Source organism: Salinigranum halophilum, from assembly GCF_007004735.1.
Classification (GTDB): domain Archaea; phylum Halobacteriota; class Halobacteria; order Halobacteriales; family Haloferacaceae; genus Salinigranum; species Salinigranum halophilum.
The window spans coordinates 85114-107269 of sequence record NZ_SSNL01000004.1; the positions used below are offsets into that span (position 1 = coordinate 85114).

The 22156-nt window shown below is 68.1% G+C and carries 25 protein-coding genes; 16 read left to right on the forward strand and 9 right to left on the reverse strand.

The window, feature by feature from the left end; genetic code table 11:
• Positions 1 to 33: 33 nt before the first annotated feature.
• On the reverse strand, positions 34 to 969 hold the full coding sequence (locus E6N53_RS09025; protein ID WP_142858632.1) for a DMT family transporter: 936 nt from the start codon (positions 967 to 969) through the stop codon (positions 34 to 36).
• A gap of 172 nt (positions 970 to 1141) precedes the next feature.
• On the opposite strand from E6N53_RS09025, the gene E6N53_RS09030 reads away from it, so the two are divergent.
• On the forward strand, positions 1142 to 1624 hold the full coding sequence (locus tag E6N53_RS09030; protein WP_136590029.1) for an Lrp/AsnC family transcriptional regulator: 483 nt from the start codon (positions 1142 to 1144) through the stop codon (positions 1622 to 1624).
• Between the two features lie 19 nt (positions 1625 to 1643).
• On the opposite strand, the gene gatE is transcribed toward E6N53_RS09030, so the two are convergent.
• Complete coding sequence (gene gatE, locus E6N53_RS09035) at positions 1644 to 3512, reverse strand: Glu-tRNA(Gln) amidotransferase subunit GatE (RefSeq protein ID WP_142858634.1); 1869 nt, start codon at positions 3510 to 3512, stop codon at positions 1644 to 1646.
• 99 nt (positions 3513 to 3611) lie between these two features.
• Between gatE and E6N53_RS09040 the strand changes: the two genes are divergently transcribed.
• A complete protein-coding gene (locus E6N53_RS09040) occupies positions 3612 to 5390 on the forward strand; it encodes a M1 aminopeptidase family protein (protein ID WP_142858636.1) in 1779 nt (592 codons plus the stop codon).
• Here the strand turns inward: E6N53_RS09040 and E6N53_RS21520 are convergent.
• Together E6N53_RS21520 and E6N53_RS09045 are read right to left on the reverse strand one after the other, a co-directional pair.
• On the reverse strand, positions 5387 to 5551 hold the full coding sequence (locus E6N53_RS21520) for an HVO_2901 family zinc finger protein (RefSeq protein ID WP_201741598.1): 165 nt from the start codon (positions 5549 to 5551) through the stop codon (positions 5387 to 5389). The two genes, E6N53_RS09040 and E6N53_RS21520, sit on opposite strands and share 4 nt — an antisense overlap.
• 170 nt (positions 5552 to 5721) lie before the next feature.
• Positions 5722 to 7128 carry a class II fumarate hydratase gene (locus E6N53_RS09045; RefSeq protein WP_142858638.1) on the reverse strand — a complete coding sequence of 469 codons (1407 nt, stop codon included), beginning with the start codon at positions 7126 to 7128 and terminating at the stop codon, positions 5722 to 5724.
• 360 nt (positions 7129 to 7488) lie between these two features.
• Here E6N53_RS09045 and E6N53_RS09050 point away from each other — a divergent pair, with 360 nt between their 5' ends.
• The 4 genes from E6N53_RS09050 (at position 7489) to E6N53_RS09065 (ending at position 12037) form a co-directional block, all read left to right on the forward strand.
• Positions 7489 to 8871, forward strand: coding sequence for an ABC transporter substrate-binding protein (locus tag E6N53_RS09050; RefSeq protein WP_142858640.1), 1383 nt, complete (start codon positions 7489 to 7491; stop codon positions 8869 to 8871).
• Between the two features lie 18 nt (positions 8872 to 8889).
• Positions 8890 to 9927, forward strand: coding sequence for a carbohydrate ABC transporter permease (locus E6N53_RS09055; protein WP_142858642.1), 1038 nt, complete (start codon positions 8890 to 8892; stop codon positions 9925 to 9927).
• Entirely contained in the window at positions 9924 to 10823 is a 900-nt protein-coding gene (locus E6N53_RS09060; protein WP_142858644.1) for a carbohydrate ABC transporter permease, read from the forward strand. Before E6N53_RS09055 ends, E6N53_RS09060 begins: the two co-directional genes overlap by 4 nt.
• Positions 10824 to 10888: 65 nt before the next feature.
• The gene (locus E6N53_RS09065; protein ID WP_142858646.1) at positions 10889 to 12037 is read left to right on the forward strand and encodes an ABC transporter ATP-binding protein; all 1149 of its coding nucleotides are present in this window, start codon (positions 10889 to 10891) and stop codon (positions 12035 to 12037) included.
• A gap of 33 nt (positions 12038 to 12070) precedes the next feature.
• On the opposite strand, the gene E6N53_RS09070 is transcribed toward E6N53_RS09065, so the two are convergent.
• The gene (locus E6N53_RS09070) at positions 12071 to 12754 is read right to left on the reverse strand and encodes a hypothetical protein (protein WP_142858648.1); all 684 of its coding nucleotides are present in this window, start codon (positions 12752 to 12754) and stop codon (positions 12071 to 12073) included.
• Between the two features lie 96 nt (positions 12755 to 12850).
• Positions 12851 to 13120: a BolA family protein gene (locus E6N53_RS09075; protein ID WP_142858650.1), complete on the reverse strand. Its 270-nt coding sequence runs from the start codon at positions 13118 to 13120 to the stop codon at positions 12851 to 12853.
• Positions 13121 to 13303: 183 nt separating this feature from the next.
• On the opposite strand from E6N53_RS09075, the gene E6N53_RS09080 reads away from it, so the two are divergent.
• Together E6N53_RS09080 and E6N53_RS09085 are read left to right on the forward strand one after the other, a co-directional pair.
• Positions 13304 to 13858, forward strand: a complete 555-nt coding sequence (locus E6N53_RS09080) for a hypothetical protein (protein WP_142858652.1) — start codon at positions 13304 to 13306, stop codon at positions 13856 to 13858.
• A 46-nt stretch (positions 13859 to 13904) separates the two neighbouring features.
• Complete coding sequence (locus tag E6N53_RS09085) at positions 13905 to 14333, forward strand: DUF7988 family protein (RefSeq protein ID WP_142858654.1); 429 nt, start codon at positions 13905 to 13907, stop codon at positions 14331 to 14333.
• 28 nt (positions 14334 to 14361) lie between these two features.
• Here the strand turns inward: E6N53_RS09085 and E6N53_RS09090 are convergent, their stop codons facing one another.
• Positions 14362 to 14682, reverse strand: a complete 321-nt coding sequence (locus E6N53_RS09090) for a ribbon-helix-helix protein (protein WP_136590041.1) — start codon at positions 14680 to 14682, stop codon at positions 14362 to 14364.
• Between the two features lie 60 nt (positions 14683 to 14742).
• Here E6N53_RS09090 and epsC point away from each other — a divergent pair, with 60 nt between their 5' ends.
• From epsC to E6N53_RS09130, 8 genes are all read left to right on the forward strand, one after another.
• Positions 14743 to 15606 carry a serine O-acetyltransferase EpsC gene (gene epsC / locus E6N53_RS09095; protein ID WP_142858656.1) on the forward strand — a complete coding sequence of 288 codons (864 nt, stop codon included), beginning with the start codon at positions 14743 to 14745 and terminating at the stop codon, positions 15604 to 15606.
• 72 nt (positions 15607 to 15678) lie between these two features.
• Entirely contained in the window at positions 15679 to 16629 is a 951-nt protein-coding gene (locus E6N53_RS09100; protein ID WP_142858658.1) for an HhH-GPD family protein, read from the forward strand.
• 92 nt (positions 16630 to 16721) lie between these two features.
• A complete protein-coding gene (locus E6N53_RS09105) occupies positions 16722 to 17312 on the forward strand; it encodes an NADPH-dependent FMN reductase (protein ID WP_142858660.1) in 591 nt (196 codons plus the stop codon).
• Position 17313: 1 nt separating this feature from the next.
• Positions 17314 to 17511, forward strand: a complete 198-nt coding sequence (locus E6N53_RS09110; protein WP_136590461.1) for a XapX domain-containing protein — start codon at positions 17314 to 17316, stop codon at positions 17509 to 17511.
• Between the two features lie 78 nt (positions 17512 to 17589).
• Entirely contained in the window at positions 17590 to 18207 is a 618-nt protein-coding gene (locus E6N53_RS09115; protein WP_136590045.1) for a thymidine kinase, read from the forward strand.
• A gap of 8 nt (positions 18208 to 18215) precedes the next feature.
• Positions 18216 to 18818, forward strand: a complete 603-nt coding sequence (locus E6N53_RS09120) for a YIP1 family protein (RefSeq protein ID WP_142858662.1) — start codon at positions 18216 to 18218, stop codon at positions 18816 to 18818.
• A 25-nt stretch (positions 18819 to 18843) separates the two neighbouring features.
• On the forward strand, positions 18844 to 19098 hold the full coding sequence (locus tag E6N53_RS09125; RefSeq protein WP_142858664.1) for a hypothetical protein: 255 nt from the start codon (positions 18844 to 18846) through the stop codon (positions 19096 to 19098).
• A 177-nt stretch (positions 19099 to 19275) separates the two neighbouring features.
• Positions 19276 to 21327: a DHH family phosphoesterase gene (locus E6N53_RS09130; protein ID WP_142858666.1), complete on the forward strand. Its 2052-nt coding sequence runs from the start codon at positions 19276 to 19278 to the stop codon at positions 21325 to 21327.
• Positions 21328 to 21450: 123 nt separating this feature from the next.
• Here E6N53_RS09130 and E6N53_RS09135 read toward each other — a convergent pair whose 3' ends face one another.
• Together E6N53_RS09135 and E6N53_RS09140 are read right to left on the reverse strand one after the other, a co-directional pair.
• Complete coding sequence (locus E6N53_RS09135) at positions 21451 to 21633, reverse strand: hypothetical protein (protein WP_142858669.1); 183 nt, start codon at positions 21631 to 21633, stop codon at positions 21451 to 21453.
• A gap of 201 nt (positions 21634 to 21834) precedes the next feature.
• Positions 21835 to 22089, reverse strand: a complete 255-nt coding sequence (locus E6N53_RS09140; protein WP_142858672.1) for a hypothetical protein — start codon at positions 22087 to 22089, stop codon at positions 21835 to 21837.
• Between the last annotated feature and the right edge of the window lie 67 nt (positions 22090 to 22156).

Sequence of the window (22156 nt, forward strand, 5' to 3'; positions counted from 1 at the left end):
GGAGGAGAAGACCGTTTCGCCGACGAAAGCGGCTCAGCAGTCGGCGACGGTCCACCGCGAGCGAACGAGACAGCGAACGGCGTCGCGCTTGAGGAGTCCGAAGCCCGCGAAGATGACGACGAACCCCGCGACGGCGGTCGTGCCGAGCACCTCGCCGAGGACGGCCCAGCTGACCAGCGCCGCGACGATGGGGTTGAGATAGTTGACCAGATTGAGTTCGGAAGGCCCCACCCGCTCGAGGAGTTCGAAGTAGATCAGGAAGCCGACGACGCCCGAGACGACGGCGAGGTAGCCGAACGAGAGAAGCACCGACGGCGTCCACGCCGACGCGACGAACGACTCACCACGGACGACACTCCCGAGGTGCAAGACGGCGGCTCCGACGAGCATCGTCCACGCCTGCTGGGAGACCACCGGGAAGTCGGCCGAGACCGACCGCGTGGCGACACTCCCGAGGGCGAACGCGACCGCGGAGAGGAAGACGAGGCCGATGCCCAGCGCGGCCGTGGAGTCGAGCGCGCCCGGAGTGGGGTTCGCGACGACGACGACCCCCACGACGCCGAAGACGAACCCGGCACCGCCAACGGGTTCGAGGCGGCGCTCGCCGAGGAGCGTGTGGTCGAAGACCGCCGTCAGGAGCGGGACGAGGCTGACGACGATGGCGGCGACAGCGCCCGAGACGGCACCCTGGCCGAGGTACAACAGGGCGTGGAAGGCACCGACGAGGAAGACGCCGCCGACGAGCGCCGAGAGCCAGTCGCGCCGGGTCCGGGGAAGCCACCGGTCGTGAGTGACCGCCGCGTACGCGAGGACGACGACGCCGGCGAGGTCGTAGCGGAGCGCGGCGAACAGGAGCGGCGGCACGCGTTCGAGGCCGACGTCGATGGCGACGAACGAGGTCCCCCAGAACGCGGCGAGCAGGACGAACAGAACGGGTGTTGATTGAATCTTGCTTTGGATAGTTTCCATTTCGTCGAATTCAGTTCGAACTCGTCGCTTGAAGGTTGTTAAGACCTTCTACAACGAGGCGAGTCGTTGTTGAACGTTCCTTTCGGTTTCCTCGTGTGTGCCGGTACTGGTTCGAGACTGCTCGCGCTCGTGACACCGAGGTTCAAGTGCCCGTCGTGGCTATCTGCCCGCCATGGACGAACGCGACGTCACGCTGTTGAAGGCCATCTCGGACCTCGGGACGGGTAGCCCCGAGAAACTCCACGAGGAGACGGGAATCCCCGTCTCGACCATCCACTACCGGTTGAACAACCTCCGCGAGGCGGGCGTCATCGAGAACGACCTCTACGACGTCGACCTCGACGCCTTCGGACTCGGGGTGACGGTCATCGTCGAGGTGCTCGCGAGCTACGACCGGTACGAGGACGTCTCCGAGCGCCTCGAAGCGGTCGAGGGCGTCACTCAGTTGTACTTCACGATGGGCGAGACCGACTTCGTGGTCGTCGCCCGACTCCCCGACAGCGACGACGTCGAACGGCTCGTCCGCGACTTCGAGTCGATTCCAGAGGTCGAACGAACCAACTCGACGTTCGTCATCTCGAGCATCCGCGACAGCACGCGCCCGTTGAAGAGCTACAGCCTCGAGACGCTCCTGTCGGAACTGGTCGACGACTGAAGACGGCCAACGGCTCGACTCAGGCGCGCTTTTGAATCTCCTCGCGCAGGACGTCGCTCACCTGACCGCCGTCGGCTTTGCCCCTGAGCGCCCCCATCGCCTCGCCCATCAGGGCGGAGAACGCGCCCATCCCCTCCGCTTCGACCTGGTCGGCGTTGCGTTCGACGACCTCGACGATGGCCTCGCGGACCTCCTCGTCGCCGACGCCGGCGAGTCCGGCCTCCTCGACGCCTTCCTCGGCCGTGAGCGACGGGTCCGCCGCGAGGACGGTGAGCACGTCGCCGATGCCCTCCTTCGCCAGGTCGCCCGCTTCGACGAGTCGGAGCACGTCCATCAGGTGGTCGTCGGTCAGACGCGCCACGGTGACGTCGTCGCGGCGGAGTTCGGTCAGCGTCGACTCCAGGGTGTTGGCCGCGAGCGTCGGGTCGACGCCGTCGTCGACGGCGGCTTCGAACAGGGTGAACCGGCGTCCGTACGCCACCTGCTCGGCGAGGCCGGCGTCGAGACCGTACTCGTCCTCGTAGCGCGCGGCCTTCTCGGTGAGCAGTTCGGGCACCTCGACCGCAGACGGGTCCGGTTCGACCGGGGGGACGTCCGTCTCGGGGTACATCCGCGCCGCGCCGGGCAGCGGGCGGAGATAGCGCGTGGTGCCGTCTTCCAGTGCGTCGCGCGTCTCCTCGGGGACGCCGTCGACGGCCGTGCGCGCGCGCTCGGCGACGGCGTCGACGGCTAACTCGACGGTCTCGGTGTCGTCGGCGACGAGGGCCACCGCATCGTCGGGGCCGGCGTCGACCGCCTCGCGCAGCGCCGCGACCTCCGCCTCGGTGACGCCGTAGGCGGGGAGTTCGTCGGTGTGGAAGACACCACCCGCACCGTGGCGCTTCGCGTGGTCCGAGAGCTCCGTCCCGAGGCGGCGGTCGGGCTGGAGTTCGTGGCCGACGAGACCGTCGAAGCCCTCCAGGCGGACCGCCCCGACCGAGCCCCCAGCCGAGAGCGCACCGGCGATGACGCCCGAGTCGGTGTCCTCGAACACCGCCGTGACGTCCTGTGGCTCGCCCACGGCGGCGTCCCGTTCTCGGAGCGAGTCGCGAATCTCGAGGAGTTCGACCTGTCGCTGCACCTCGAGGCGGACGATGTCGTCGATGTCGTCGAGCGCCTGCACGCCCTTTATCTCCACACGCGCCCCGTCGGCGATGGAGACGTTGACGTCCTGGCGGATGGTGCCGAGTCCGCGCTTTACCTTCCCGGTCGACCGCAGCAGCATCCCGATGGTCTCGGCGGCCTCGCGGGCCTGCTCGGGCGAGGAGATGTCCGGACCGGTCCCGATCTCCACGAGGGGGATGCCGAGTCGGTCGAGCGACCAGCGGACGCCTCGGTCGGTGGCCTCGACGCGCTGGGCCGACTCCTCTTCGAGCAGGAGGTCGACGACGGAGACCGGCCCCTCCGAGGTCGATATCTCGCCCTCCTGTGCGACGAGCGTGGTGCGCTGGAAGCCGGAGGTGTTCGAGCCGTCGATGACGAGCTTCCGCATGACGTGCGCCTGGTCGACGACCTCCATGTCGAGCAGGGCGGCGATCTGCATCGTCACGTCGAGCGCCTCCTGAGAGAGCCGGGAGGGGGGCTCGTCGTCCTCTTCGACCAGACAGGTGGTGTCGTACCCGAGATACTCGAACTCGCGGTCGACGCGGCTCTCCTCGAGGGCGGCGTCGTCGAGTTCGCCGAGTTCACTCTTCGTCGGGTGGAGATACCGGGTGAGCGTCCGATCGGCCGCTGCGGGCTCGCGACGCTCTGTCGGACACTCGCAGAACAGTTTGCGCGAGGTGTCCAGCTGCTGGTGGATCTCGAGCCCCGCGACGAGCCCGAGTTCCTCGTAGTCGTACGCGCTCATTGGTCATCCTTCCGAGCGGGGGGCGTAAAAAAGGCTCCAGTTCCGACGCACCGTCTGTGGGGTGCGAGTTGAAGTGACCGGTCGGCGTACGCGTTTGCAATGCCCCCGTCACGACTGCGCGTACTGACCCTCCTCTCGACGCTCGTGGTGGTCGCGTCGGTGGTGGGTTCGACCCCGGGTCTCGCTGTCGCCGTCGCCAGTAGTCCGTCACCCGCGCTCAACACGGCGCCGCCCGTGGCGTCGGCACACCGAGCCGACGTCGCCGCGGCGGGTGTGGCGTCGAGACACGGACCGGAGATCGGTGAACTGCAGACGTTCACCCGCGGCGACACGTCCGGGACGGCTCGCCTCCGTCTCCGGTACGACATCCCCACCGGCGTGACGGCGTTCCGGGTGCGGCTCCCGGAGCTCGCCGGGTCGTCGGTCTCGGTCGTCGACAGCGACGGCTTCGACCGCGAGGACGAGACGACGTTCGCGTGGACCCGGTCGACGTCGACGCCGACGGTCACCCTGCAGCTTCAGCTGTCGACGGACGAGGTCTCCACGGGTGAGTGGGGTGTCGAACGCGACGGCTGGGCGTTCGCCACGGTCCCGCCCACCGGCATCGACGTCACCTACACCGGGACCCGTCCCCGACTGGTCTCCACGACGCGGGTCGACGGCGACGGCTACGCGACGGACCGCATGGCGTTCATGGGCGCGTACGACACCGTCGACGTGCGCGGTCAGGGGGAGACGGTCCGGTTCGTCGTCGGCGACGGAACCACGGCGGCTAACGTCTCTGCCGCCCGGTCGTTCCTCGACCGAGCGCGGGGACGATTCGACTTCGGGGTCCGCCGCGACCGCCTCGTCGTCTTCGTCCTCCCGTACGAGGGCCGCACCGGGTCGGAGGAGGCCGTCGTGACCGGCGAGGCGTTCGGCGACGCCTTCTGGGTGACCGCCGACGCAACTGCGGTCTCGGGGGCCGAGAACGCCCTGGCCCACGAGTACGTCCACTCCCGACTCGGCGACGTGGGCAACGGGTCGGCCGCCTGGCTCACCGAGGCCACCGCCGAATACTACGGCTCCCTGTCGGTGGTGAACGTCGGCGGCACCACCTACGACGCGTTCTACCGCGAGACCCGGGCGGACCGGTTCAGGCCGAACCGGACGGCCGTGGTCCTCTCCGAGCCGACGACCTGGCGCGGGACGCTCGCCGACTATGAGAAGGGCGCGCACGTCCTCGCCGCGCTCGACGCGGAGATCAGAGCCCGCACCGACGGGACGCTGTACGAAGTCTTCCTCGCCCACCAGTCGTTCGACGACTACACCGCGTTCCGGCGCGCCGTCGTCGAGACGACCGGCGAGGAGTCGCTCGGACCGTGGCTCGACCGGTACGTCACGACGGAGGCCCTCCCGCCGCTTCCGGACGACCCGGCGCGCTACGTCCATGGGGGGGACCTCGACCCCGACGGTGACGGCCTCACCAGCCGCACGGAGGTGGCGTCGACGCCCCCGACGAACCCGTTCGTGGCCGACACCGACGGCGACACGCTCTCGGACGGCCGCGAGCGTGAGATACAGACCGACCCGACGAGTCCAGACACCGACGGGGACGGGACGAACGATGCGCTCGACGTCTCGCCGACCGACCCGTCGGTCCAGCGCACGGACGCGAGCGCGGGCGCGAAGACGACGCAGTTGGCGTCGACGGAGCCGTCGCTGGACGAACGGGAACCGGTCACGGTGTCGACCGTAGAGAACACGTCGGCGGGCACGACGCGAACCGAGACGCCCGGGTTCGGCGTCGGTGTGACGCTCGGCGGGTTCGGGCTCGGCGTCGCGGCGGGAATCCTCAGGGGGATGCGATACCGTCGGGAGAATCGAGCGCCGCCTTAGAGCCGCCGGAGCCCCTCACCGATACCTTCCGCCTCGCCGCATTCGGGGCACTCGTAGTGCCATCCGTCCTTTGTCGCCCGCCCCTCGGGGAACTCTGCGGCACATTTTCGGCATACGAGCATGTCTCGACCGGACTGCTTTGTGATCTGCATCCCCGCCATAGTGACAAGGACACCAGCATGTAGCTTCAAGATGTCGCTTCTCTTCGGTTTCGTAGAAAGTGACTGCGGAAGAAAAGCGCTAGCGCGGTCCACGGACGGATTCGAACCGTGTGCTCGACTGTCACGGTGGTGCCAGGCGGACGGGTGATGGGACGCGGCTCGGAGCCGAGTCAGTCGTCGCCGAGGATGCCGCGCCGGGTCATCGCCATGGGGTCGAGCACCTCGTCGGCCTCCTCCTCGGTGAGGTACCCTTCGCTGACGGCGACTTCGCGGACGGTCTTGCCCTCCGCGAGCGCCTGTTTGGCGACCTTCGACGCCTTGTCGTAGCCGATGGCGGGGTTCAACGCGGTGGCGAGTGCCATCGAGCGTTCGACCTGGGTCGCGCAGTGCTCCTCGTTGGCCTCGAGTTTGTCGACGAAGCGCTCGGCGAACACCGCCGCGGCGTTCGAGAGCAGCTGGCTGGACTCGAGGAAGTTGTGCGCGAGGACGGGTTTGTAGAGGTTGAGGTCTATCTGACCCTCGGCCGCGCCGGCGGCGACGGCCGCGTCGTTGCCGACGACCTGCTTGTGGACCTGGTTGACCGCCTCGGCGACGACCGGGTTGACCTTGCCGGGCATGATGGAAGAGCCGGGCTGGTTCTCCGGCTGTTCGAGTTCGCCCAGCCCGTTCCGCGGGCCCGACGCGAGGAGTCGGAGGTCGTTCGCGATCTTGTTCATCGACCCGGCCACCGTCCGGAGCGCGCCGTGGGCCTCGCTCATCGCGTCGTGGGCCGCCTGCGCCTCGAAGTGACTGTCCGCCTCGCGGAACGCGACGCCCGTCTCCTCGGACATGTACTCGGCCGCCAGTTCGGGGAACTCGGGGTCGGTGTTCAGTCCGGTCCCGACGGCGGTCCCGCCGAGGGCGAGTTCGCCGAGGTGCTCACGTGTGTTCTCCACGCGCGTGACGCCCTTCTCGACCTGGGTCCGATACCCCTCGAACTCCTGGCCGAGCGTGATGGGCGTGGCGTCCTGCAGATGGGTCCGACCGGTCTTGACGACGTCCGCGAACTCGTCCGCCTTCTCCTCGAGCGACGCGGCGAGCGCCTCCAGGGCGGGAAGGAGGTCCTTCTCGACGGCCTCCAGCGCGGAGACGTGCATCGCCGTCGGGATGACGTCGTTCGACGACTGTCCGTAGTTGACGTGGTCGTTCGGATGGACCGCACGGTCGCCGACCTCCTTGCCCATGAGTTCGGCGGCGCGGTTCGCGATGACCTCGTTCGCGTTCATGTTCGAGGAGGTCCCCGACCCGGTCTGGAACACGTCGACCGGGAACTGGTCGTCGAGGTCGCCCGCGATGACCTCGTCGGCGGCTTCGACGATGGCGTCAGCGACGTCCTCGTCGAGGTGACCGAGGTCGCGGTTCGCCTGTGCGGCGGCCTTCTTCACCACACCGAGCGCCCGGACGAACCGACGGCCGAACGTGATGCCCGAGATGGGGAAGTTCTCCACCGCGCGCTGGGTCTGTGCGCCCCAGTACGCCCCTTGCGGCACCTGCATCTCGCCGAGACTGTCCCGTTCGATTCGGAAGTCGTCGCTCATGTCTGGGGCAACGCAACCGGGTCGCCTAAAAGCTACTCTTGCGGCACGGCCGGTCCCACAGTGCTGCCTCGGGGACGACGTCGTCGGAGCCACCGGCGTCGCGTCGACAGTCCAGTCGGCTCGGTCGACCCGCGTCACGGCGGCCTGGCTGACGGTGCTCGCCCGGCGACTATCACCGGAGAGGTGACGAACGAAGTAAGATATGTACTCTGACTATTTTGGGTGTGTCTCGTTACTGTGTTTCGATAATGTATTATCGAAAATCTGTTGAATATTCTTTATTGTTGAGAGAGTAAACTTGAGAAGGTTTATCATGATAGTGCCGAAGGATTTGAGTACCTCTGACGAGGACAAAAAACCATGGACGATAACGAACGATTATCACGGAGGACGTACGTCAAGTTCGCGGGACTCGCAAGCGCTGGGATGGCCGGCCTCGCTGGCTGTTCCGGTGGGGGTGGTTCCGGCGGGTCTGGCGGCGACTCCGGTGGCTCCGGTGGGTCCGGAGACTCCGGCGGGTCCGGTGGTGACGGCGGAAGCTCCAGCGACGGCGGGAGCTCCGGCGGTTCGAGCGGACCGGTCGAGATTCTCCACGGGTGGACCGGCGGTGACGGCGCTCGTGCGGCGGAGGCGCTCGCGAGCGCGTTCAGCGAGGCGTACCCCGACGTCTCGGCCGAGTTCAACCCCATCGGTGGCGGCGGCAACGAGAACCTCGACGCCGTCGTCGCCAACCGCCTCCAGAGCGGCGACCCGCCGAGCACGTTCGCGAACTGGCCGGGCAAGAACCTCCAGCGCTACGAGGGGGCGCTCGGCAGCGTCGACGACGTCTGGTCGGAGAACGACTTCTCCGAGGTCATGGTCCAGGAGGCCGTCGACCTCCACCAGCAGGGCGGGAGCTTCCGCGCCGTCCCGCTCGGCTCTCACCGACTGAACTGCCTGTTCTACAACGTCTCGGTGGTGGAGGAGGCGGGCGTCGACGTCGACTCGCTGAACAGCGTCTCGGCCTTCGCCGACGCGCTCGACACCGTCGCGACGGAGACGGACTACATCCCGTTCACACACGGGATGTCCGGCACGTGGACGACGACACAGCTGTGGGCCTCGATGATGCTCGGCCAGGAAGGCTACCAGGCCTACATGGACTTCATCAACGGTGAGGGCTCCGAAGCGGCCGTCCGCGCGACGTTCGAGTCGACGGCAGCCGTCCTCGAGAACTACATCAGCGACGACGCCTCCTCCATCGGCCTCACCGAGTCGAACCAGAACATCATCAACGGTAACGCGGCGTTCATCCACCAGGGGAACTGGGCCGCGGGCGCCTACCGGAACGCGGAGGACTTCGACTACGACGAGGACTGGGGCTTCAAGACGTTCCCCGGCACCGAGGGGATGTACATGCTCCACTTCGACTCGTTCCTCTACCCCTCGAACAACCCGACCCCCGAGGCGACGAAGACCTACCTGGAGTTCGTCGGCAGCCCCGAGGCGCAGATCGCGTTCAACCAGTACAAGGGCTCCATCCCGACCCGGACCGACGTCAGCCTGGACGAGTTCGGGCCGTACCTCCAGGAGACCGCCCAGGACTTCGCCGAGGCCGAAGAGCGCCCGCCGACGCTCCAGCACGGGCTGGCAGTCTCCTCGGAGAAGATGACGGCGCTCAACGAGGTCATCTCCTCGGAGTTCACGGGACCGTACAACGTCGACGCCGCGACGCAGGGCTTCCTCGACGCGGTCTCCAACTAATCGAGGCATCGCAGACTCATGTCCCGAATTTTTCGCAGGCTCCGACGGCTACTCCCGGGTGAAGCGACAGGACACGACGAACAGTGCTCGGCAGGAGAAACGCGAGCTGACGGTGGCGTCGTGACCGACTCGTCGACCACCGGGCCCGTCGACAGACTGGTCCGCGGCGTCGACGGGCGACTCGGCCAGGACTTCGTCGAGTCGCTCCCGTTCTGGCTGCCGGCGTTCCTCCTCGTCGGACTGTTCGTCTACGGTGCAATCTTCTGGAACCTCCTCATCTCGCTCACCGACTACGAAGGGTTCGCCCAGGCACCGAACTACGCGGACCTCGACTTCGAGATGTACATCCGGGCGGCGACGGACTCCGGCGCGGTCGACGCCGCGCTCAACACGGTCATCCTGCTCTTGGCGTTCACCATCGCGACGCTCGCGCTCGGGCTCGCGCTGGCCATCCTCATCGACCGTGGAATCCGGTTCGAGAACACCTTCCGGACCATCTATCTGCTGCCGATGAGCCTCTCGTTCGTCGTCACCGCGCAGTTCTGGCTGTGGATGTACAACTTCAACAACGGGGTCGTCAACATCTTCCTCGGCAGCTTCGGCGTCGGGCCGGTCGACTGGATCGGCAATCAGCAGGTCGTCCTCTGGGCGGTCATCTTCGCGCTCATGTGGCAGTTCTCCGGCTACGCGATGGTCGTCTACCTCGCCGGACTGCGAGCGATTCCGACAGAGCACTACGAGGCCGCGAAGGTCGACGGCGCCTCCACGCTGAAGATGTACTGGCGAGTCATCATCCCACAGCTCAAGAGCGCGACCATCGGTGCCGCCGTGGTGCTCATGGTGTTCGCGCTGAAGGCGTTCGACTTCCTCTACTCGCTGACCGCCAACTACCGCCCACCCAACGGGGCCGACATCCTGGCGACGAAGATGGTCCGTGAGGCGTACTCGAACCAGAACTGGGCCTACGGGGCCGCCCTGGCCATCATCCTCTTCGCGATGGCGCTGTCGGTCATCGGCCCGTATCTCGCCTACCAGTTCCGGAGGGGGAACCTATGAGCACCGAGACCGAGACGGGACTGTCGCTCGACCCGTACCGGGTCGGACTCTACGCCGTCCTCCTCGGGTTGATGGCGTTCTACCTGACGCCCATCGAGTCGGGGCTCGTCACCTCGTTCAAGACGAACACCGCCGTCGTCGAGACGGCACCCTTCGCCCCGCCGGGCGGCGGTGGGTTCACGACCGAAAAGTGGCAGACAGCGATTGATGCGCTCGTCCGAGGGATGGGGAACAGCCTCCTCTATGCGGTGCCCGCGACGATCCTCTCGGCCTTTTTCGGCAGCATCACCGCCTACGGCCTCACCATCACTAACTGGCGGATGCGCTACAAAGCGCCCCTCCTGGCGCTGTTCGTCGCCGGCATCTTCATCCCGTACCAGGCCGTGTTGGTGCCGCTGAGCCAGTTCTGGGCGCAGTTCGCACCGCTCGACGAGTGGCTCTCGTTCCTCTGGGCGATGGGTATCAACGACGACTACGTCGGCATCCTCGAACTCATCGTCACCCACGTCGCCTACGGCATCCCCATCTGCACCATCCTCTTCCGCTCGTACTACAAGAACATCAGCACCGAGATGGTCGAGTCCGCGCGACTCGACGGAGCCACCCTCCGACGGGTGTACCAGCGTATCGTCTTCCCGCTGTCGACGCCGATGTTCGCCGTCGTCCTCATCTACCAGTTCACCCAGATCTGGAACGACCTGCTCTTTACGCTCATCCTCGTGGCCACCGAGTCGAGCGCGGCCGCCCCCGTCGTGTTGATTCTCGCCGGACTGGGCCAGTCGCTCGAAGGGCAGGACTTCGGCCTCCGCATGGCCGGGGCGTTCTTCGCGGCGCTCCCCACCCTCGCGGTGTACATCATGTTCGGCGAGGAGTTCGCCGAGGGGGTGGCGACGTGAGGGTCCCTGTTCCGACCGCGCCGATAGCTCCAGTACCACAGACAGACAACAGGAGGCAGTAACACATGGCAACACTCGAACTCGATTCGCTCACGAAGGTGTATCAGGACGGAGACGCGGAGGTCGTCGCGGTCGACGACGTCTCGGTAGAGATCGCCGACGGCGAGTTCCTCGTCGTCGTCGGTCCCTCCGGCTGTGGGAAGTCGACGACGCTCCGGATGGTCGCGGGGCTCGAGACCGTCTCGGGCGGGCGTATCAGCCTCGACGGCCGAGTCATCAACGACGTCAAACCGCAGGACAGAGACATCGCGATGGTGTTTCAGTCCTACGCGCTCTACCCACACATGAGCGTGCGGCAGAACATGTCGTTCGGCCTCGAAGAGAGCACGAACCTCTCGGACGCCGAGATTCGTGAGCGCGTCGAGGAGACGGCGAGCCTCCTCGACATGGCTGAACTCCTCGACCGCAAACCGCGGGACCTCTCCGGTGGGCAGCAACAGCGGGTCGCACTCGGGCGGGCCATCGTCCGCGACCCCGAAGTGTTCCTGATGGACGAACCGCTCTCGAACCTGGACGCGAAGCTCCGCGCGCAGATGCGGACCGAACTCCAGCGCCTCCAAGAGGACCTCGGGGTGACGACGATGTACGTCACGCACGACCAGACCGAGGCGATGACGATGGGAGACCGCATCGCCATCCTCGACGGTGGCGAACTGCAACAGGTGGCGACACCGCTCGAATGCTATCACGAACCCGCCAACGTCTTCGTGGCTGGCTTCCTCGGCGAGCCGTCGATGAACTTCTTCGACGTCACGTTCGACGGGGAGACGCTCGTCGCCGACTCGTTCGAGTACCCGGTGTCCGAGGAGACCGCGGTCGACATCGGTGACGAGACGGACCTCGTCTTCGGCATCCGCCCGGAGGCAATCGAACTCGTCAGCGAGGCCACGGGCCCACACGATTTCGAGACCGAGGTCGACGTCGTCGAGCCGATGGGCGACGAGAACACGGTGTATCTGACGTTCGGTGAGCGAGACCCCGACAACGCGGTCGTCGCGACGACGAGCAGTATGCGACAGTTCAGTCGTGGCGAGAGCGTGGTCGTGCGCTTCCCCGAGGAGGCAATCCACGTCTTCGACCGGCGAACGGGGCGGGCGCTCCACAACCGGACCATCGTCGACGAGGACGCCATCGCCGACGCGCCGTCGAACTGAACCCGGACCCGACGAGCCACACCCACAGCCTTCTCACGCCGGTTGCCACCGACTCCGGTCGAGTCCCTCACCGACCAGTCGCGCGGCCACCACGTGCGCGTACGCGAAGACGATAGCGAGGAGAATCGCGGCGGGTGTCGCCGTCGCCACCGCCGTGAGGAGGCTCCACACGCTGACGACGAGCGACGTCGCGACGGTCCACGCGAAGAAGTACGACCCGCTGGCGAGACCGCCGAGCGACGCGCGGCGGAAGCCCGAACGGAGCCCGTTTCGCCCCGCCGCCGCCACCGCCGCGGGGAGGGTGTAGAGCGCCACGACGGTCACGAGGAGCGCGAGGGTCGGCGCGAGCGTCAGCAGCATCCCACCGCCGCCGCTGAGAAGGACGAACGCGGTGAGCGCGAGCGCGAGCACCGCCGGCAGGAGGTAGACGGCGGCGACGGCGACGACCCGAGCACCGGTTCGGAGGTTCGCTGCCGACCACGAGAAGGCCGTCGCCGACGACCGTGGCTCGGCCGCGAGGACCCGCCCGAGATAGCCGGCGAACAGCACCGTCGGGACGAGCGCGAGGAGCGCGGGCACCAGCGCGAACGGGTCGGGCCACAGCGCACGCGCCGCCCGGAGCAACAGCAACGCGACCAGGACCAGCCCAGTACAGACCGCGACGGCGTCACGGGCCGTCCTCGCTCGGAGCGGGTACCGGAACGACTCGGCGAGCATCAGTCCTCTCGGCGGTGCCGGGGCTGGTCGGTGAGTCGGGACACGCTCCGATTTCTCAACACCGGCTGAAAACCGTGTCGTCCTCCGCGTGCGGGCTCACTGCCCGCCGGCGTGCTCCTCGTACTCCTCGGGCGTGTAGGTCTTCATCTCGAGCGCGTGGATGTCCGTCGTCATGTGCCCCTCGAGGGCGTCGTACACTAGCTGGTGCTGCTGGACGAGCGACTTCCCCTCGAAGGCGGGCGAGACGACCACCGCCGCGAAGTGGGCGTCCTCGAACTCCTGGTCCGGGTTCCGGGGAGTGGTCACCGTCGCGTCGGCGTCTTCGATACCCGCTTCGATGAGCCTCTCGACCTCGTCGGTGTTCATACCGTGAGACGAGTCCCGGAAGGGCAAAAAGCGACGGGTCGCGACCGGGAGTCACGTCCATGACTCAGTTGTGATACTCGACGGCAAAGCCTGAAGTGTCGGGTTCTGATTCGCCTGCCCCTCGAGACCAGGCCTGATAGTCGGAGACGAACGGTCATATACCTCGCTCGCGGTCGCTCGAACATGTGGACCCGACGGACCCTCCTCGCGAGCGCCGGGGTCTCCCTGTGTTCGCTCACGGTGGCGGGACAACTACAGCGCGGACGGACCACCGGCGGCACCCGGTACCTCGCCGACCTCCGTATCGACGAACGACCACGCGACGTCGACGGCGACGACGAGTCCGAACGGCTCGTCCGGGTGCGGTTCGTCCCGAGGCGACCGCTCGTGGCCGTCCGACTCGAACACCGCGTCGACGACGCCAGCAACCCCGACCTCGCACGCGAACTCGACGACGACGGGGACGGCTGGTACGTCGTCGCCCGCCGGATTCGGCTGGGGTACGACCACAGCCAGCGCGGGAACGAGCAGTTCCTCTCGGCGCGCCGCAGTCGGGACGCCCTCGACGGGACTCAGTGGCTCGCAGAGAGTCGGGGGTTCCAGCCGGGCCGGACCGCACGTCCCGACGTCCGCGGCTTCGCGCGAGGCGACGTGCTCCGCGTCGTCGCCGTCCCCGCGGGCCGGAACCCGGTCGTCGTCACCGAACACGTCGTCGGCGTCGAGACGGCCGAGCAGTGACGGGTCGACCCGACAGTATTTGACGACCGGTCGTCAACACGCCCCTGTGACCGCCGTCGACCCGACTGCCGTGGAGACCTACCTCGTGAGCGAACACGCGGACGTGCTCGACGCCGTGCGAACGTGTGCGGCGGCGTCGGCCGCGGCGGAGACCGGTGAGTCCCGAAGCGATACGAGCGCGGTCCGAGAGGGGACCGAGGCACGCCTGCGTTCTGCAGGCGTCTGGGAGTCCCTCCCGCGAGTCCTCGCGGGCTGTGTCGAACAGACCGGGAACCGACTCCGCGCGCCGCCGGTCGCCGCGCCGCCGTACGTCGCGGCGACGGCGACGGGTGTCGTGTTGCGGGCCACGCTCGACGACGGTCGGCTGGTCGTCTCCATCGAAGCGCTCGCGGTCGAGCGTACCGACCGCGGGCCGATGCTCCGCGCTCGCGACGTGTCGGGCGAGGAGGTCGTGCGCGTCGAGTGGCGCCAGTGAGCGTGGACGAGGCGCTCGACGGCGGAGTCTACATCTGATAGCGTCGCTCGTCGTCGCGCTGTGGGTACTGGTCGGCGCCGGTCATCTCGTCGTAGGTCATCCCCGCCAGGTACTCGTCGTAGGTGACGTCGTAGCCCTGTCGGAGGTGGAAGTCGAGGTCACCGGTGTCGACGGTCGACCGGAAGAGCGCGTGGACGCCCCGTCGGACTAGCTCGTCCACGTCGGCGTCGAAGACGGCCGCGAGCATCGCCAGTTCGTTCTTTGTCTCCCGGTCGAGTTCGACGGCGTGCTCGTCGTTCAGCCCGCCGTAGACCGCCATCACGTCGTCGTCGAGGTCGTCGAGTGACATGAGAGACCGCAGGCCCGGCGGAGGGATACGACTTTTCGTTCGGCGCGGTCAACGCCCCGTATGGCGTACACGTACACCGGGGACGTTCATCGGGCGTTGAGCGCGTCGCTTCGCGCCGACGAGGAGCCGTTTCCCACGCGTACCGACCTCGCGTTCCCGCGCCGGGACCACCTGCGCGACGAAATCGGGGTGTTGGAACGACTCTTCTTTCCCCGCTGTTGGAACGCCGGCGGTCTCGTCGAGGACGGCGACGCGCTCGCAGCGACCGTCGAGCGCCTCGGTCGGCTCTGTCACCAGGGGACCGCGCCCTATCTCGACGCGGACCCGACCCCCCTCGTCGACGGCGTGCTCGGGCGACTCCCCGAGATTCGGGAGACGATCAAACGCGACGTCGACGCCGCCTACCGGGGTGACCCCGCCGCGAAGAGCTACGTCGAGGTCATCCGCTCGTACCCGAGCGTCCAGGCGCTCGTCGTCCACCGTGTCGCCCACGCACTCTACGAGGCCGGCGCGCCCGAGTACGCCAGGGAACTCGCCGAGTACGCGAAGACCGAGACCGGTATCGACATCCACCCCGGCGCGACCGTCGGCGACCACTGCTTCATCGACCACGGCACCGGCGTCGTCATCGGCGAGACGGCCACCGTCGGCGAGTGGGCGCGCATCTACCAGAACGTCACCTTGGGCGCACTCCACTTCGAAGAGGAGGAGAACGAGGCGCACACGCTGAAGAAGGGGTACAAACGCCACCCCGACGTCGGCGCGCACGTCGTCATCGGGGCCGGGACGAACGTGCTCGGACCCGTGACCGTGGGAGACCACGTGAGCATCGGCGCGAACTCGTGGATCACCGAAGACGTCCCGGACCACACGAGCGTCTTCGTCGCCGAACACCCCGAGCAGGTGCGGAAACAACACGACTGACCCGACACGCCACACCGACTCCCGGATGGGCGAACCACCACGCATTTACGCCGGAGTTCCCTCCCTCCGTCGATGAGCGACCACGCGGCCCCACTGGACGACGTCGACCTCGATTCGGTTCGAACGGCGCTCGTCGAGTGGTACGAGGCCGACCATCGCGACTTCCCCTGGCGGCGGACGACCGACCCCTACGCCATCTTGGTCTCGGAGGTCATGAGCCAGCAGACCCAGTTGGGGCGGGTCGTCGAGGCGTGGGAGGACTTCCTCGACGAGTGGCCCACCGTCGACGACCTGGCCGCCGCCGACAGAGCGGACGTGGTGCGCTTCTGGTCGGACCACTCACTGGGGTACAACAACCGCGCGAAGTACCTCCACGAGGCGGCCCAACAGGTCACGACGGAGTTCGACGGGTCGTTCCCCGACTCGCCCGGCGAGCTAGAGGAGCTGATGGGCGTCGGGCCGTACACGGCGAACGCCGTCGCCTCCTTCGCGTTCAACACCGGGAACGCCGTCGTCGACACCAACGTCAAGCGCGTCCTCCACCGCGCGTTCGACGTCCCCGACGACGACTCGGCGTTCGAGGCCGCGGCCCGAAAACTCATGCCACCCGGCGAGTCGCGCGTGTGGAACAACGCCGTGATGGAACTCGGGGGGGTCGCCTGCGGGAAGACGCCCCGGTGCGACGAAGCAGGGTGTCCGTGGCGCACGCGGTGTCACGCCTACGAGACCGGGGACTTCACCGCGCCGGACGTTCCAACGCAACCGAGCTTCGAGGGGTCGCGCCGGCAGTTCCGCGGACGGGTGGTTCGCGTCCTCGGTGAGTACGACGAACTCGCGCTCGACGAACTCGGACCGCGTGTGCGAGTCGACTACGGCCCGAACTCCCGCGAGTGGCTCCGCGGCCTGGTCGACGACCTCGCCGCGGACGGACTGGTCGAGGTCGTCGAGGGGGCGGACGACGACCACGACAGCGACGGCGCGGACGACGACGGCTCGCGCCTCCGCGCCCGTCTCCGAACGTAACGCCCGGGGACGGCGGATGGCGGGGGCAGGTGAGGCACTCCCGCGCGTGCAGGACCGTGACGCCTTTCTCTCCCACTCTCGTCGCCTGTGGTATGACACACGTACTCGCTCTCTGCGGGAGCCGTCGAGACGAGAGCGCGACCCGCGCCGCACTCGGCGTCGCGCTCGCCGCCGCCGAGGCGGCCGGCGCGTCGACGGAACTCTTCGACCTCCGCACCGTCGACCTGCCGCCGCTCGACGCCGACCGCGACGCGGCGGACCAGGGAGACGGCGCACAGTTGCTGGCCGCCGTCGACGCCGCGGACGCCGTCGTCCTCGGGACACCGGTGTACCACGGCTCGTACTCGGGCGTGCTGAAGAACGCCCTCGACTACTGCGGCTTCGACGAGTTCGAGGGGAAGACCGTCGGGCTGTTGGGCGTCGCCGGCGGCTCGTTCCCCGTCACGGCGCTCGACCACCTCCGGTCGGTCTGCCGGGCGCTCGACTGCTGGGTTCTCCCACACCAGGCGGCGATTCCCCGGGCGTCCCAGCACGTCTCGTACGCGGGAGGTGAGGGCCGAATCACGAGCGACGACCTCGACGAACGGGTCCGCGTCCTCGGTCGGCGCGTCGTCCAGTACGCGACCATCGAGCCCGAACCGGCGACGTTCGAGGCGGGCGAGAACCTCGGGGCAGATGATTGAGATGAACACGCAGGTGGTCCTCGCACTCCTGACGGGAGTCGTCGCCGGCGCGGCCTTCGCGGCGCTCGAGGTTCCCATCCCCGCGCCGCCGAACGTCGCCGGCGTGATGGGCATCGTCGGCATCTACCTCGGGTTCAGAGGTGTCGAGGCGCTCGGGTACAGCGTCGACCTGCTCGCGGTGCTCCGTGGCCTGTTCTGACGCCGGCGGTCTGCGGCCACGGGCGCGCGAGCGGACGAGACGGAACCGTTTTGACCCTCGCTTCGCCCCTCTCGAAGCGTGCACGCCATCACGAAGAGCGGGTGGGTCGAGGTGGTCACCGGGTCGATGTTCTCCGGCAAGACGGAGGAGTTGCTGCGGCGGCTTCGACGCGCCGAAATCGCGGGGCAGGAGGTCGCCGTCTTCAGCCCCGCCGTCGACGACCGGTACGGGAAGACCACCGTCGGGTCGCACGACGGACGGAGCTGGGAGGCGACGGTCGTCGCCAGCGAGGACGAGGACGAGGGCGACAGCGACGGCGCCTGGGAGATATACGACCGCCTCGAGCGCCGGGACGCGGCGGTCGACGTCGTCGCCGTCGACGAGGGCAACTTCTTCGGGCCCGAACTGGTCGACGTCGCCGAGTCGCTGGCGGACGACGGCTACCGTGTCGTGGTCTGCGGGCTCGACACCACCTTCCGCGGCGAGCCGTTCGAGCCGATGCCGCATCTGATGGCCGTCGCGGAGTACGTCGAGAAGCTGCAGGCCATCTGTTCTGTCTGCGGTGAACCGGCGACCCGGACCCAGCGGCTCGTCGACGGCGAGCCCGCCCACGTCGACGACCCGACGGTCCTCGTCGGCGCGGAGGAGTCATACCAGGCGCGATGTCGGAACTGTCATACACTTCGGCGTGCCTAACGTCTGGTGTGACTACGTGGGTCGATACTCCCGGTGAGGGCCGCGAGCGGGGGCCGCTCGGTATCGGTCGCGCCTGGGTCGACGTCCTCGTCCGCCCGCGCGGTTTCTTCCGGGCCGGGGTCGTCCCCGGCGACCAGGCACCGGGGCTCGTGTTCGCCGTCGTCGTCGCCTTCGTGTTCGTCGCCACGCGCTTTCTCCTCGTGCCGGGCTCGATTCCGGCCATCCAGGGTGGACCGGTGCTCTCGGCGACGCTGGCGCTCTTGGCCGTCACGCTGCTCATCGCCCCGGCGACGCTGCACCTCACGGCGGCCATCCAGACGCTGCTGCTCATCGCGCTCGTCCGTGACCGGGCTGGCGTGAGCGAGACGGTCCAGACCGTCGCCTACGCCACCGCGCCCTGTGCGCTCGCCGGCCTCCCGTACCCCTCGCTTCGGGCGCTGTGTGCGGCGTACGGCGCGTTCCTCCTCGTCGTCGGGCTGTCGGAGGTCCACGGGACGTCCCTGACGAGAGCGGCACTCGCCGCCGTCGTTCCGGCGTCGCTCGTGTTCGGCTACGCGTTCGGCGGGTTCGGTGCCGTGGTCTCCGTGGCGCAGGCCTGGGCGCTGATTTGATTTCCCCCCTCGGTCTATCACGGGTATGCTCACGCTCGACCTGTCGGATTTCATGCTCGAACTCGACGAGGGAACGGTGAAACACGTCGGCACCAAGACGAAAGGTGCCACGGTCAAACTGTATCACGTCACCGAGACCGAGGCCCGGGAGTTCGGCGACCGGGTCAAGTTCGCCTTCGACGACGGGGAAGGCAATCACGTCGAGGTGGCGCTGGACCCCGAACAGGTTGAGTCGCTCCTCGCGGACGTCACGGCGCTGCAGGACGAGTCAACGGACTGAACGGTCGGCGGCCGGCCGGCGCTCGTCTGCTCCCCGGGGCTGGATTCGCGTCGGGAGTGATGGGCCTCGACCCGCAGAGACGTATCGACAATCGTTTTAGGCGGCGGACGTTTTCTTCGAGCAACGGACCTGGCCCGCCGAATATCGGCGGGTCCTTTCCCATCTAAGTGACACACCATGGATTGGATTACCCACGAAGAAGACGTCTGGTTCGACTTCCGAGGAGAGCACCCGAATCAACTCACTGCGGGGCGTTTCTACCGCGGGACGGTCGACGGCTTCGCCGAGTTCGGCGTCTTCGTCGACCTCTCGCCGAGCGTCACCGGCCTCCTGCACCGAAGCGAACTCGACCGCCGTCTCGAGAGTCTCGACTGGGACCGCGGCGACACCGTGTTCGTCCAGGTCAAGAACGTCCGCGACAACGGAAACGTCGACCTCGGCTGGTCCATCCGACAGTCCGAGAGCGAGTTCCGCGGTGCCCGAATCGACGACCCCGACGGCGCTCCCGAGGGAGAGCCGTTCGAGGCCGACGCCGCGGACGATTCCGGCTCGAAGCCGGTGAAGACACGCCCGAAGCAGGACACCGAGAGTCGACACGAGCCGTCGGAAGACGACGAGGTGTCCGCCGACGGTGCCGCCGGGAACGGGCGCGTCTCCGAGCAGGAAGCGTCCGCAGAGACCGAGTCCGAATCGCCCTCGTCAGAATCGGTCACGTCCGAACCGGTCGACACCGACAGCTTCCCGCGCGTCGCCATCGACGATCTCGAAGACCGCGTCGGTAACGACGTGAGTGTCGAAGGGTTCGTCGTCGACGTCTACCAGACCTCCGGGCCGACCGTGTTCGAGGTCCGCGACGAGACTGGCAGCATCGAGTGTGCCGCCTTCGTCGAGGCAGGCGTCCGCGCGTACCCCGACGTCGAGGTCGACGATGCCGTCCGCCTGGCCGGCGAGGTCGAACTCCGACGCGGCGAACTCCAGATCGAGACCGAGGCACTCGACGTCCTCGACGACGACGACGCCGCGGCGGTCCAGGGTCGTGTCGAGGACGCCATGACCTCCCGCGCCCGCCCCGCGTCGGTCGAACCGCTCGCCGCACACGCCGCCGTCGAGGCGCTCGTCGACGAGGTTGCCGACGCCGCCGAAGCCATCCGCCGAGCCGTGTTCGATGGCCGCCCCATCGTCGTCCGTCACGCCGCGACGGCCGACGGCTACGTCGCCGGCGCGGCCATCGAACGCGCGGTCCTCCCGCTGATCCGCGAGGAGTACCCGACCTCCGACGCGGAGTACCACTACTTCACGCGCCGGCCGCTCGACGAGCCCATGTACGGGATGGACGCCGCGACGAACGACGTGACCCGGATGCTCCAGGGCCGCGACCGTCACGACGAGAAGCTCCCGCTCGTGCTCCTCGTCGGGACGGGCTCGACGGTCGAGTCGACGGACGGTCTCGGCCTCCTCGGCGTCTACGGCGCTCGCCGGGTCGTCATCGACGCGGCCACTGCGGACGAGGAAGTCGCCGACGTGAGCGAGGTGCTCGTCGACGGGGGCGAGTCGGGTGAGCTCTCGACGGGCGCTCTCGCGGCGAACGTCGCGGCCGCGGTCAACGCCGACGTCCGTGACGACCTGGTCCACCTCCCCGCGGTCAGCTACTGGGAGCACACACCAGACGCGTACGTCCAAGCCGCCGAAGACGCCGGCTACGACGCCGACCGTGTCCGCGAGATGCGCGAGGCCGTCGCGCTCGAAGCGTACTACCAGTCGTACCAGGACAAACGCGAACTCATCACCGACCTCCTGTTCGAGGACGGCGGTGGGCTCGCGGGCCACGTCTCCGAGCAGTTCCGCATCAAACTCGACACCGAGGTCGAGACGGCGGAGGCGAACCTCGAGACGCGCGAGGCGGGCGGCGTCCACTTCGCGGTGCTGGACACCGACTCGTACACCCACCGCTTCGACTTCCCGCCGACGACGCTGCTCCTCGACGAACTCCACCGCCGGAACCGCGTCGACGACGCCCCGTTCGTGACCGTCGGCGTCGGCACCGACGAACTCCACGTCAGAAGCACGACGCCCGTCGACGTCCGCGCCGTCGCGGCCGCGGCACGCGAGAGCGTCCCCGGGGCCGGCGTCACCGCCTTCGGCATCCGTGACGGCCGCATCGAGTTCCTCTCTGGCATGCGCGAGGACGTGCTCAACGCCGTCATCGCCGCCATCGCGGACCAGCGGTAACGCTCTCTTTTCGTCTCGCTCACTCGCCGACCGTGAGCGGTGTCGAGTGCTCCCGGAACGTCTCGTAGACCCACTCGGCCCACGCCCGGAAGGCAGACGAGTTTCACCGCACAGTCGGTCGCGTCAGCCCCGCTGGGCGGCTTCCTCGTACGCGACGGAGAGGGCCCCACACGCCGTGGCGAGGACGGCCGCGGCTCCAGCCCGCCCACGCGACCCGTCGTTGTGAGCGACGACGGCGACGACAGTGAACGCCCCCGCGAACGCACCACAGAGGTACGAGCGGACGCGCTTCGGATGCAGTGACATCGTGTAACCCGAACGGCGCAGCGGACACAACACTTGCGGCTGAGGGGGCGGTCACGGTACTGACCGACCCCGTCGCTCGCTCCGGCAGTGGACCGCGACGTGAGGGAGGCCACCGGGGAGTGGTTCGGGGGACGTTCGAGCGGGACGCCACGTCCGACCACCCCTCCGACGTGCATTCCGGTCACGCCCCTTCCCGTCGCGTCAGGACTCGAACGGTCGCTCGTCGCGGTGGTTGTCGACGTTCTCTTGGTCTTTCGCCTCCGCCTCGCGACGCTCGTCCCCCTCGTCGGGTCCCGTTCCGGAGTCGTGTGGTGCGTCCACCTCGTCGGACTCCTCGGGGGCGGCCGCCCCCGCGTCGCCGCCGCCTTCGACGTCGACACCGTGTCCCTCGCTGTCGACGACGTCTGGGTCTCTGTCGGTGACGTCCGCGTCGGTTTCCGATGAATCGTCGCTCATATCGCCTCGTCGTTGTGTCGTTACACCGATATATCTGGTGCCTGTTCGAGCCGGAGACACCCACCGG